Here is a 12,805-nt window from a genome sequence, read left to right as displayed (position 1 = left end):
GTTCCTCCTGTCAGTGGACACTTACCGGCTTTACCGAGGAAGCCCCCACCAGCGTCATATCTTTGGTTTCCGGTGCCCATAAGATGGATACCACCGCCCCCAGCACCAGTACCCCCGTCAAGATCAGCATGGTGCTCTGCAAACCCAGAGAGATCATCGACATCGGCAACAAAGCGGTGCCAATGGCTGACCCCAGACGGCTCATCGAAGTAGCAAAACCGACGCCTAATGAACGGATATCGGTCGGGAAACTCTCAGCAGGGAATACGCCAACCAGATTACTGACCGCGGAAATAGTCAGGGTAAACAAGGCAAACAGCAGCAGCATCGCCCCCTGCCCTGGCGGCACAAACGCCAATACCCCTAAACTCAGCGCCAGGATCCAGAACGCACCGATCAGGAAACGGCGGCGTGGCAACCATTGGGTGAAAACAATCCCCACCAAGGCTCCGACCATGAGCAAGCCGTTAAGCAGCAGGTCGGTAGCAAAATTCTGACTCTGCCCCAGGCTGGTAAGGATCGAAGGCAAGAAGGTGTAGATGGCAAAATAGGGGATCACCAAACAGACAAAGAACAGGCTGTTAAAGGCAGTGCGCCGCCAGTAGCGCGTCGAGAATAAGGTGTGAATATGGCGTGCGGTTTCTAGCGGGATTTCGTCATTCAGCACCACATGCGGGCCAAAACAGCGCCGCACCACCCGATGAGCTTCGGCTATCCGCCCTTTGCGCATCAACCAGCGAGGCGACTCCGGCGTACCGATGCGCAACAGCATAATCAGCAATGCCGGAACGGCGCTGGAGGCCAGTAACCAACGCCAGGCATCTGGCCCCAGATCGGTAAGTAAATGGCTGACAAAACCGGCTGCGACATAGCCCAGTGTCCAGATCACACTGAACGATCCCAACAGGATCCCCCGGTGTTTGCGCGGCGAGAATTCGGCCAGCATGGTATGGCCGACGGCGTAATCACCTCCCAGCCCAATCCCCACCAGCACCCGCAGCCAGAACAACTGTTCCGGAGTGGTAGCAAAAAATTGCATCACCGAGGCCAGGGTGATGATGACGAAACTGAAACTGAAAATTTTCTGACGGCCTATATGGTCAGAAATCCAACCCAGTATCAGGCTCCCCAGGAACAGACCAATCAGTGCCGAGCTGCCAATCATCCCTTCCCAAAACGGCGTCAGTGCCATCTGCGGTCTTAGCTGGGCCAGCGCAAAACCAATGACCCCCAGCACATAGCCGTCGGTAAGATGAGCGCCAAAAGTCAGCCCCGCCATTTTCAGATGGAAACCGTTAAGCGGAATATCATCCATGCGCACTTGTTGAGGCGGTCGAGGTGCCATCGTTACCCCCTTATTTCAGCGCGAAAACGCATTGCATAACATGAGGCCTTTTCCTTTATAAGGATCGCAATGAGAGGTTCAGCTCAAGTGATATGCCCCTCGCCCTAACCTTCCTCCTGCGGGAGCGGGTTAGGGTGAGGGACATACCGATTTGCCGAATCACTGACAAGAGGGCATTTCCCTACACCGAGACAGGCTAACCATCAAACGATGGTTATAAATGATGATTATTTTTCAATCGGATAAATAGTGCCCGCGTTCATGATGCCATTAGGGTCGTACACTTCTTTCAGCGCCTTGAGGATATAGTAAGCACTGCCGTGTTCATCCTTGGTCCAGTGTACCCGGTGCTTACCGATACCGTGGTGATGCACCATCGAACCGCCCTGTTTGATGGTTTCTTCCACTATGATTTTATTCAGTGGGTTATGGTATTTGTCGATCTCCTCTTCCGGCTTGCAGCCCACCACATTGTAGTCATACACAAAGTACATATTGGTGCCGTTGATGTAACTGTGTGACGAGTGGCCACCAAGCATAGTGATATCATCGGCATGAGGAAACTCTTCACGGATACGGCGGATCACATTCTCGTAAATGGTATTGATGCTGCCCCAGTCGCCAGACACTTCGGTGGTGAAGCCCATATTGTTGGTCTTCATAATCTGCACGCGCTCTGCGGCAACTTTATCCGGTCCCCAGTTAAGGTTGTTGAACCAGGTTTCAATCAGCTTGCTGTCGACCCGCTTACATTCCGGGTAACGCTGCACAATCTCTTCAATACCGGCACCGGTGGCCTGCGCGATCCCTTTCGCCCCTTCGGCCATAAAGATCATCACACATTTGCCCTCGGCAAAATGGGTAAAGTGTTGGGTTCCGTCTTCTGCGTCATACAGGCGGGCAATCGAAGGGCGATAACCTTCAACCATCACTTCACGCAGGATGTTGAAACCGGTTTGCATGTTGTCGAGGATATAGCCGTAGAACAGGTTGTTTTCCGGCATATATTTGAAGATTTTCACCGTCACTTCGGTGATAAAGCACAGTGCGCCTTCGTTGCCGATAATCACATGGCGAATATCTGGCCCAGCCGCACGACGCGGCACGTTTTTAATGCGGGTGATATTGCCATTCGGGAATACGGCCTCCAACCCAACCACCATGTCCTCAATCGCCCCGTAAAGCGTGGAGAACTGGCCAATACTGCGCGTCGCTACCAGGCCGCCCATTTGCGCCAACGGTTTGGATTGCGGAGAGTGGCCGGTCGTATATCCTTGGGCACGCAATTGATTTTCCAGCACTTCTAGCGGTACTCCGCACTGTGCCGTCGCCTGCATATTACGGATATCGATGCTGATGACTTTGTTCATTGCGGAGCCATCCAGCACCACCGAATTCTTCACCACCGTCTCCAGTCCGCCTTCGGTAGCCGAAGCCCCGGTGCGCGGCACGCCGTTGATACCGTGCTGATTCATAAACGCCAGCACAGCAGACACCTGTTGGGTATCAGCCAGTTTCACTACGGCGGCTGGCAACGGCTGAGTAAATACACCGTGAATATCAGCATATTTCCTGAAGCGGTCTACGCTGTTTTTTTGCAGCACTTTTTCGTCGGTAATAACCCGCTCCGGACCAACAATTTCTTTCAGCTGAACAACAATTTCTTCACGAGATAAAGACATAATCAACCCTTCTTGATATAAGAATAGATAAAGGAAATGCAATTAAAATTAAAAGGAACCCCTCCTCTGACTTAACGAACCAAATAACCACCATCGACAACCAATAAATGACCGTTGACATAATCGGATGCGCGACTGGCTAAAAACACCATTGCGCCCATCAGGTCCTGTGTTTCACCCCAACGGTTGGCAGGAATATGATCAAGCACACGCTTATTGGTTTCTGGGTTTTTACGTGTTTCAACCGTAATATCAGTCGCATAATAACCCGGTGCAATACCATTCACCTGAATATTATATTGCCCCAACTCATCACAATAGGCCTTGGTGAAACCGGCCAACGCATGTTTGGTTGCCGAATAAGCCGGTGACCACTGGCCGCCAAGATAAGAGAATAAAGAGCAAATATTAATTATTTTCCCCTGCTTTTTCGGGATCATGATTTTCGCTGCTTCATAGCTCAATTCAAATGCGGCGGTCAGGTTGATGTCAATCATCGGATCCCAATCATCGCGGCCAAAATCCAATACCTTGTTCAGCTTACAGATCCCGGCGTTGTTCACCAGAATATCCACTGAACCAAAGGTCTCCAGACACTGGGCGATCACTCTGGCAGGGGCGCCTTTTTCCGTGATATCAACCTGCATGAACTCAACCTTAACCCCTTGTTGTTCAATGAGTTCGCGGGTTTCCCCTTATCCATAATAAAGCTAGGAATAAACAGATTGGCACCAGCCTTGGCCAGCGCCATGGCAAATGCCTGACCCAGACCACTGTTGCCACCGGTCACAATGGCGGTTTTGCCTTTCAGCGAGAAGAAATCTAATGAGAACTCATTTAACGCGTTTAATGACATGGTCCTGCCCCTTGGTCTGAAAAAAACGCAAAAAAAGAGAAAAGCAACCTTCCCCACACTTGGCAGAGAAGTTACTTTTCTCATTGTCTCTAGTAACTGGCAAAAAAAGTAACACAACCGCTCAGTATTATTCCGTGACACTAATCACAATTTCATTTCCTGGTGATTTTTGCTGATAATTATCACTTATTTACTGCAAATTAACCGATGAATTAATGCGCAATCAGATTTAAGCCAGTCGGTCTCCCTTCATTTTGTGATAACTCTCACAGATGAATTGAGCAGCAACATGTTATTTATTACCGCAGTTACTGAAAGAGACGAAGAGAAAAGTAACTTCCTGCCTGGCGGGAAGATTGCTTTTCTCTTTTTTTGTTTAACGCGATTTACCCAATAAATGTTAATTTCAGTTAAAAAAACTGAATATTGACAATAACCAAGGTAAATCCATGCGGAACTTCACCATGGAAAAATCCAATTCCCACCGTTGGTTAACGCTCGCAATAATAAGTATCAGCGGCGGAGTAAGTTTCGATCTGGCCTATCTGCGTTATATTTATCAGATACCCATGGCCAAATTTATGGGATTCTCTAATACCGAAATCGGGTTAATTATGAGTACATTCGGTATTACCGCAATTATTCTGTATGCCCCCAGTGGGGTCATTGCCGATAAGTTCTCCCATAAGAAGATGATGACCTTCGCCATGATAGCTACCGGTTTATTGGGGCTGGTGATGGCGGTTTACCCTCCATTCTGGGTGATGATCCTGATCCAGGTTGCCTTTGCTGTCACCACCATCCTGTTGCTGTGGTCCGTTTCCATCAAGGCGGCATCGCTGCTCGGCAACCATGAAGAGCAAGGAAAGATCATGGGGTGGATGGAAGGGTTGCGCGGCGTTGGCGTGATGGCCCTGGCGGTATTCACCATGTGGATTTTCTCGCTGTTCGCACCGGAAAACCCGAATAGCCTGAAGGCGGTGATCCTGATCTACAGCGGCGTTTATATTCTGCTGGGTATTCTGTGCTGGTTCTTTGTCAGTGACGGTTTTACCACCAGCGCCACGGAAGAAAAACCACGCCAATTCAGCCTGAGCGATATCGTCTCGGTGCTTAAAATCAGTACCACCTGGTATTGCAGCATGATCATCTTCGGCGTTTATACCATTTACGCCATTCTCAGCTACTCCACCAATTACCTGACCGAAATGTACGGTATGACCCTGGTTGCCGCCAGTTACATGGGGATCGTCATCAACAAAATCTTCCGTGCCATATGCGGGCCGCTGGGTGGGTTGATCACCACTTACACGAGGCTGAAATCGCCAACACGTGCCATTCAGTTACTGGCTCTGGTGAGTATCGCGACCCTGGCCGTCCTGCTGATCACCAACCAGAACCCAACCTCGGTAGCCGTTGGTATCGGCCTGATCCTGCTGCTGGCATTCACCTGTTATGCCTCACGCGGGCTGTATTTTGCCTGCATCGGTGAGGCCAGAACGCCGAAATATATTATGGGTACCACCGTGGGGATCTGTTCTGTTATCGGCTTCCTGCCCGATGTGTTTGTCTACCCCATTATCGGCCATTGGCAAGACACGCTGCCCGCCGCCGAGGCCTATCACAATATGTGGCTGATGGGATTAGGCGCGACCAGCCTGGTGGTGGTGTTCACCTTCCTGCTGTTTAACAACATCAAACGCTCCGGTGCCAAAAATACAACCGCACTGCCGGTGACCGAATAATTATCTCAAGGAGTTGGCGACATGAAGAGCAAGTACCTGATGGGTGTGGACGTCGGCACCCAGAGCGCAAAAGTGGTTATTTTTGATCTGGACGGCAACGCAATTTGTGAAGGGAAGCAGCAACTACGGAAAATGGATATCCCGGCACCGCTGCTGGCAGAACACCCGGATGACGATTTGTGGGATTCGCTCAAAGTGGCATTCCGCCGGGCTATGCAGCGTTTTGGCGACCGTGGCGGCAAGCCGCAGGACATTCTGGCAATGGGTATTTGCATCGTGCGGTGCTGCCGGGTACTGCTGAAGGCCGACGGTGAGCTGGCCTACCCGGTGATTAACTGGATGGACAAGCGCCTGAACAAGCCTTACGAATATATCGATGCCTATCAGGGCATGCGCTATGTGACCACCACTTCCGGTTACATTACCCATCGCCTGACCGGTGAGTTTAAAGACACCTGCGCCAACTACATTGGCTGGTGGCCAATGGATAATGACACACTGGATTGGAGCACCGATCCTGCCGCTTGGGAAAGCTGTAATCTCACCCACAGCATGGTGTTGGACGTGGTGAAACCGGGTGAAGTGCTCGGGCATATCACCCAACAGGTTGCCCAGCAGCTTGGTGTACCTGCCGGTATTCCGGTTGTCGCTACCGCGCATGATAAAGCGGTGGAGGCGCTGGGTGCAGGCTCGCTGGATGAAGGCGTGGCACTGATTTCTCTCGGCACCTATATCGGTGCGATGGTACACGGCCATGCTAACGTAAAAGATGCACAGAATTTCTGGCCTTTCCAGGCCTCCATCCCTGGCCGCTATCTGTATGAATGCATGGGTGTACGCCGTGGCATGTGGACCATCAGTTGGTTCCGCGATCAATTTGGCGCAGCAGCCATGTCAGACGCTCATGATGCCGGCGTCAGTATTGAGGAATTGTTGAACCAGGAAGCCGAACGCATCCCGGCCGGTTGTGAAGGCCTGATCACCGTCCACGACTGGGCACCGCCATCAGAGGCCGAATTCCGAAAAGGGGCCATGATTGGCTTTGATGGCCGCCATACCCGCGCCCATATGTACCGTTCGGTGATGGAAGGCATCGCCTTCACCATGAAAAATCACATGGACAAGATGGCGTTGGAGCTGAAAACACCGTTCAAAAGCCTGATAATTTCCGGTGGAGGCGCCAATAGCGATCTGTTTATGCAGATTTTTGCCGATGTGTTTGGCATCCCCACCAGCCGTAATCTGATGAAAGGCTCGGCAGCGGTGGGTTGTGCTATCAACGCCGGGATGGCGGTGAATGTCTTCAGTGATTATGAGCAGGCAGCGCAGAAGCTGGTACACATGGGGGACAGTTTTGCACCTAATAATGATAATCATCGGTTCTACAATCAGTTGAACCAGCAGGTGTATCAGCAAGTGAACAAACACCTGGACCCGCTGCTACAGGCGCTAAGTCCGTTGGTCGACTAAAAGAGAGGGGGCACCTACGTGCGGTGCCCCTTGATTACAGCTTCAGCTTCCATACTTCGTGATTAGTGGTCGCTACGGCTATCGCCCCAGCCCCCAGCGCGGTTTGCGCATCATCTTCATCACATACCAGGCCACCGGCAATAATCGGCAAATCGATTTTTTCCGCTACCCAGCCTAACACCTTTGGCATGCAACCCGGCAGGATCTCAATGCAGTCCGGCGTCGATTGCGCCACCTGTTTGTCGATATTGTGAAAGGAAATTGAGTCCATGATAAACAGCCGGTGGATGGCGTAAAAACCGTGCTGACGCGCCGCTTTCACCATGGAGGCCTTGGTGCTGATGATGCCATCGGCCGCCGTGACAATTTTCAGGAAATTAATCACGATCTCCTTGTTGGAGCTGCCTTCCAACAAATCAACATGCACAAAAGCATATTTCCCGGCTTCCTTGATCTGCTGCACGATACGGCCAATATTGCAGATATTGCCGTAAAGTACCGAGATGATCTGGCAGTCCGACTTCACCGCAATCTGCAGGCTCTCATTATCTTTTACCGCTGCGATCACCGGATGCAGCGTTAACAGTTCGACGATAGACACGCGATATATTCCCTTGGATAAAACCCGATCCAACACCGGCGTTACCGGCCCCTCTCACTCCATTCTTTCTTGCAGCAGCCAACAACGCTGCCGCTTGAAAGACGGCGGGTATAGCAATTAATCCGCATCGTAGCCCAGATTCGGGGCCAACCAGCGCTCAACGTCGCCGATCTTCATTCCCTTACGCTGCGCATAGTCCTCGACCTGATCGCGTTGGATCTGTGCCACGGCAAAATACTTGCTCTGCGGATGGCTGAAATACCAGCCAGAAACCGCAGCGCCCGGCCACATGGCGAAGGATTCTGTCAGTTTCATGCCGGTATGGCGGTTAACATCCAGCAATTGCCATATTTCCGCTTTTTCAGTGTGTTCCGGGCAGGCAGGATAACCAGGCGCCGGGCGAATACCTTGGTAATTCTCCCGGATCAGCTCTTCGTTACTCAGATTTTCATCGGCGGCAAAGCCCCAGTGCAGCTTTCGTACCTGCTCATGCAGGTATTCGGCAAAGGCTTCCGCCAGGCGATCGGACAGGGCTTTGACCATGATTTTATTATAATCATCGTGCCTGGCATCATAGGCCGCTGCCAGTTCATCTTCTTCCAAGCCGCCCGTCACGGCGAATGCGCCAAAATAGTCGGCCTTACCGCTGCTTTTTGGCGCCACAAAGTCGGCCAGGCAGTAATTCGGGAAGTCGGTTTTTTCCGTTTGCTGACGCAGATGGCGGCTAACCACCAGCACCTCTTCGCGGCTTTCATCGCGGTACACTTCCACATCATCCCCAACGCGGTTGGCCGGGAACAGGCCATAGACGCCACGCGGGTTGAGGCTGCCGGTGGCGGCCAGCATATCCAGCATCTGATTGGCATCCTGGAACAACTTCTTGGCTTCTTCCCCCACCACTTCATCTTCCAGAATGCGTGGGTATTTGCCCGCCAGCGACCAGGTCATAAAGAACGGTGTCCAGTCGATGTAGTGACGCAAGGTATTGATTCCAACTTCCACCGGGAATACGCCCAACTGGTTCGGTACCGGTGGCTGGTAGTTTTCCCAATCCAGCACCATGGCGTTATCCCGCGCTTGTTGCAGGCTGACCGGCGCTGTTCGCGGTTTTTTACGTGCATGCTGGATACGCACGGTTTCGTACTCTTTGCGTGTGCGGGCGACAAACTCATCCCGCTGGCTATCTGACAGCAGCGCAGAGACTACACCAACGGTGCGTGAGGCGTTCTGCACATAGGTGGTCGGGCCGCTGTAGTTCTGTTCGATCTTCACTGCGGTATGCGCTTTGGAAGTGGTGGCACCGCCGATCAGCAGCGGCAAGGTAAAGCCCTGGCGCTCCATCTCTTTCGCCACGTTCACCATCTCATCCAGCGACGGGGTGATCAGGCCAGACAGGCCGATGATGTCCACTTTCTCTTCGCGCGCGGTTTTCAGGATTTTGTCCGTCGGCACCATCACACCCAGATCGATAATTTCGTAGTTGTTACATTGCAGCACCACGCCGACAATATTCTTGCCGATGTCATGCACATCCCCCTTCACCGTCGCCAGCAAAATTTTACCCGCCGTTGTGCCTTGCTGCTTGCTGGCTTCAATGTAGGGCTGAAGATAAGCCACTGCCTGTTTCATTACGCGGGCCGATTTTACCACCTGCGGCAGGAACATTTTGCCCTCGCCAAACAGGTCACCTACCACGTTCATCCCGGCCATCAGCGGCCCTTCGATCACTTCGATCGGGCGATCCGCTTGCTGACGCGCCTCTTCGGTGTCTGATTCGATAAATTCGGTAATGCCTTTGACCAGCGAATACTCCAGGCGTTTTACCACCGGCCAGCCACGCCATTCGGCCTGCTGCACCGCTATTTCACTGTCTTTGCTGCCACGGTATTTCTCTGCCAGCTCCAGCAAACGCTCGGTGCCGTCCTGGCGGCGATTGAGGATCACATCCTCTACGGCTTCACGCAGTTCGGTGCTCAGATCGTCGTAGATTGCCAACTGGCCGGCGTTGACGATCCCCATATCCATACCGCTGCGGATCGCGTGGTACAAGAACACCGCGTGGATCGCCTCGCGAACCGGATCGTTGCCACGGAAAGAGAATGAAACGTTGGAAACGCCGCCGGAAATCATGGCGTGTGGCAGATGGGCTTTGATGTCGGCGCAGGCCTCGATAAAGTCGACGGCATAGTTGTTATGCTCATCAATACCGGTGGCGACGGCAAAAATATTGGGGTCAAAAATGATGTCTTCCGGCGGGAAGCCAACACGTTCGGTCAGGATCTGGTAGGCACGACGGCAAATCTGGAACTTGCGTTCACGGGTATCGGCCTGGCCGACTTCGTCGAAAGCCATCACCACCACAGCGGCCCCATAGCGGCGCACCAGTTTGGCGTGATGGATAAAGGCCTCTTCGCCCTCTTTCATCGAGATAGAGTTGACGATGCCTTTGCCCTGAATGCATTTCAGGCCCTGCTCAATCACGCTCCACTTGGAGGAGTCGATCATGATCGGCACGCGGGCGATATCCGGTTCACCTGCAATCAGGTTGAGAAAACGCACCATCGCCGCTTCGGCGTCGAGCATCCCCTCATCCATATTGATATCGATGATTTGGGCGCCACTTTCTACCTGTTGGCGCGCAACATCCAGCGCCTCGTTGTATTTCTCTTCTTTGATCAGCCGTTTGAAACGTGCTGAACCGGTCACGTTGGTACGTTCACCGACGTTGACGAACAGCGATTTGGCATCAATATTCAGCGGCTCCAGGCCGGACAGACGGCAGGCCACCGGTAACTCTGGCAACTGTCGTGGTGTCACGCCCTCCACCACTTTGGCCATCGCAGCGATATGTGCCGGAGTGGTGCCACAGCAACCACCGATGATATTGAGGAATCCGGCCTGCGCCCATTCCCCGACCTGTTTAGCCATTTCTTCAGCATCAAGGTCGTATTCACCAAAAGCATTGGGCAAACCGGCGTTCGGGTGCGCCGTCACATAGCTTTCAGAAATACGCGCCAGCTCCGCCACATATTGGCGCAGTTCATCTGGGCCAAGGGCACAGTTCAGGCCAAAGGTCAGTGGTTTGACGTGACGCAGTGAATTGTAGAACGCTTCCGTGGTCTGGCCGGAGAGGGTACGGCCAGAGGCGTCGGTGATAGTGCCGGAAATCATGATCGGCAATGTCACGCCCAACGCTTCAAACTCGGTTTCCACCGCAAAGGCCGCCGCTTTGGCGTTCAGGGTATCGAAGATGGTTTCGATCATGATCAGATCGACGCCCCCTTCGACCAACGCGCGGGTTGATTCACGATACGCGTCTACCAGCAGGTCAAAGGAGACATTACGGAAGGCCGGGTCGTTAACGTTCGGCGAAATAGAGGCAGTGCGGTTGGTCGGGCCAAGCACGCCAGCGACGTAACGAGGTTTGTCCGGAGTACGCGCGGTCCATTCGTCGGCGCAGGCACGGGCCAGTAAAGCGGCCTGATAGTTAATCTCGGCGGACAGCGACTCCATGTGGTAGTCGGCCATCGCGATGGTCGTCGAGTTGAAGGTATTGGTTTCGAGGATGTCGGCACCCGCCTCCAGATAGGCATTATGGATCGCCGTGATCACTTCGGGTTTGGTCAGCACCAGCAGGTCATTATTGCCTTTAAGATCGCTTTGCCAGTCCGTAAAACGCTCACCACGAAAATCCTGCTCCTCCAGGCGATAGCTCTGGATCATGGTGCCCATGCCGCCGTCCAACACTAAAATGCGCTGCGCTAACTGCTGACGCAGTTGTTCCACTCGATTCACCACCACTTATCCCCTTTATCCTGCAAGCCACTGCGGTATTGTTCACACAATGAAACGACCCGATACTATTTCACCACCACCCAAATGCTGCATACCCTATGGATTTCAAGTTGCAGCCAGGCGCCCAGCACGTTCCCCCTGAACTTACTAAGGTCAGTGGCTGGGATAAACGAGTGCAGGTAACCACGCTGCGGCTTGAAAGACGCCGGGTATCGGTCATCCTAGCACAGGTTATGACCGCAAAGATGTTAGCGGGTATTGAGAGTTTTTCAGGTTCACTCGCTAACAGATCCGATGAGCGGATAAGCACCTTGCAATTCACACTCAAAAAACGAAAATGAATTCCATCATACGGAAAATAGAAGGTGAATCATGGCCACACCCGTACCCGCCAAGCGAGGCAAGAAGCCGCGCACAGCAGCACCGGCCGCCGGGGCCGCAACCGGCCAGGTCCAGTCACTGACTCGTGGCCTGAAATTGCTGGAGTTTATTGCCGAAGCCCATGGCAACGTCGCGCTGACCGATCTGGCCCAGCAAGCCGGTTTACCTAATTCCACCACTCATCGCCTGCTTACCACCATGCAACAACAAGGGTTTGTGCGCCAGGTCGGCGATCTTGGCTTGTGGACCATGGGCGCACATGCTTTTGTGGTTGGCAGCAGTTTCCTGCAAAGCCGTAATCTGCTGGCAATGGTGCACCCAACACTACGCCGTTTAATGGAAGAATCCGGTGAAACGGTCAACCTGGCGGTGATGGATAAAGCTGAAGATCAGGCGGTGATTATCGATCAGGTGCAATGTACCGCACTGATGCGTATGTCTGCGCCGATTGGCGGCAAACTGCCCATGCATGCGTCCGGCGCAGGCAAAGCCTTTCTGGCAACGATGACTGACGAGCAGGTCACCAGGTTGCTGCATAAAAAAGGTATGCATACTTATACCCCGCACACGCTGACGCCACATAACCTGAAAGAAGGGCTGGCGCTGATCCGCAAACAAGGGTTTTCCTTCGATGATGAAGAACATGCCCTTGGCCTGCGCTGTCTGGCCGCCTGCATCTTTGACGAGCATCGCGAAGCCTTTGCGGCCATCTCCATCTCAGGCCCGGTTTCGCGCATTACGGACGATCGTGTTACGGAACTGGGCGCGCTGGTGATCCATGCTGCCAAAGAGATCAGCCTGGAATATGGTGGTGTGCGCTAAGATCCACCCTGCCCTCATCTTGGCCAGGCGGCCAGGATGAGCCCTCTGTTATATTTCTGTGACGCCCGGTAGACAGTTTGTTTAGCTCCCCCTCAAAAGTATGAAATC

The 12,805-nt window shown here is 52.9% G+C and carries 7 protein-coding genes and 1 pseudogene; 3 read left to right on the top strand and 5 right to left on the bottom strand.

Annotated features, from left to right (window positions below; genetic code table 11):
* Positions 1 to 10: 10 nt before the first annotated feature.
* From ACQ86O_RS07660 to ACQ86O_RS07650, 3 genes and pseudogenes are all read right to left on the bottom strand, one after another.
* Positions 11 to 1,345, bottom strand: a complete 1,335-nt coding sequence (locus ACQ86O_RS07660; RefSeq protein ID WP_431224731.1) for an MFS transporter — start codon at positions 1,343 to 1,345, stop codon at positions 11 to 13.
* Positions 1,346 to 1,572: 227 nt separating this feature from the next.
* Positions 1,573 to 3,027, bottom strand: coding sequence for an FAD-binding oxidoreductase (locus ACQ86O_RS07655; protein ID WP_431224730.1), 1,455 nt, complete (start codon positions 3,025 to 3,027; stop codon positions 1,573 to 1,575).
* Positions 3,028 to 3,098: 71 nt separating this feature from the next.
* Positions 3,099 to 3,883: pseudogene (locus ACQ86O_RS07650) on the bottom strand (SDR family oxidoreductase).
* A 464-nt stretch (positions 3,884 to 4,347) separates the two neighbouring features.
* Here ACQ86O_RS07650 and ACQ86O_RS07645 point away from each other — a divergent pair.
* Both ACQ86O_RS07645 and ACQ86O_RS07640 read left to right on the top strand, forming a co-directional pair.
* Positions 4,348 to 5,628 (top strand): MFS transporter, encoded by a 1,281-nt coding sequence (locus ACQ86O_RS07645; RefSeq protein WP_431224729.1) that lies wholly within the window; start codon positions 4,348 to 4,350, stop codon positions 5,626 to 5,628.
* A 21-nt stretch (positions 5,629 to 5,649) separates the two neighbouring features.
* Positions 5,650 to 7,098: an FGGY-family carbohydrate kinase gene (locus ACQ86O_RS07640; RefSeq protein ID WP_431224728.1), complete on the top strand. Its 1,449-nt coding sequence runs from the start codon at positions 5,650 to 5,652 to the stop codon at positions 7,096 to 7,098.
* 34 nt (positions 7,099 to 7,132) lie between these two features.
* Here ACQ86O_RS07640 and ACQ86O_RS07635 read toward each other — a convergent pair whose 3' ends face one another.
* Entirely contained in the window at positions 7,133 to 7,699 is a 567-nt protein-coding gene (locus tag ACQ86O_RS07635) for a glycerol-3-phosphate responsive antiterminator (protein ID WP_431224727.1), read from the bottom strand.
* A gap of 117 nt (positions 7,700 to 7,816) precedes the next feature.
* Positions 7,817 to 11,497 carry a methionine synthase gene (metH, locus tag ACQ86O_RS07630; RefSeq protein WP_431224726.1) on the bottom strand — a complete coding sequence of 1,227 codons (3,681 nt, stop codon included), beginning with the start codon at positions 11,495 to 11,497 and terminating at the stop codon, positions 7,817 to 7,819.
* A gap of 369 nt (positions 11,498 to 11,866) precedes the next feature.
* Between metH and iclR the strand changes: the two genes are divergently transcribed.
* Positions 11,867 to 12,697: a glyoxylate bypass operon transcriptional repressor IclR gene (gene iclR, locus ACQ86O_RS07625; RefSeq protein ID WP_431224725.1), complete on the top strand. Its 831-nt coding sequence runs from the start codon at positions 11,867 to 11,869 to the stop codon at positions 12,695 to 12,697.
* Positions 12,698 to 12,805: the final 108 nt, after the last annotated feature.

The organism is Serratia sp. L9 (assembly GCF_050632285.1).
In the GTDB taxonomy this organism is placed as follows: Bacteria; Pseudomonadota; Gammaproteobacteria; order Enterobacterales; family Enterobacteriaceae; genus Chania.
This window is presented reverse-complemented; position numbering and strand designations above follow the sequence as displayed.

What these genes read in the sequence shown, in the direction of transcription:
- ACQ86O_RS07640 (WP_431224728.1), top strand. Translation starts at nt 5,650, where the DNA reads ATGAAGAGCAAGTACCTGATGGGTGTGGACGTCGGCACCCAGAGCGCA.
- iclR (WP_431224725.1), top strand. Translation starts at nt 11,867, where the DNA reads ATGGCCACACCCGTACCCGCCAAGCGAGGCAAGAAGCCGCGCACAGCA.
- ACQ86O_RS07660 (WP_431224731.1), bottom strand. Translation starts at nt 1,345, where the DNA reads ATGGCACCTCGACCGCCTCAACAAGTGCGCATGGATGATATTCCGCTT.
- ACQ86O_RS07655 (WP_431224730.1), bottom strand. Translation starts at nt 3,027, where the DNA reads ATGTCTTTATCTCGTGAAGAAATTGTTGTTCAGCTGAAAGAAATTGTT.
- ACQ86O_RS07645 (WP_431224729.1), top strand. Translation starts at nt 4,348, where the DNA reads ATGGAAAAATCCAATTCCCACCGTTGGTTAACGCTCGCAATAATAAGT.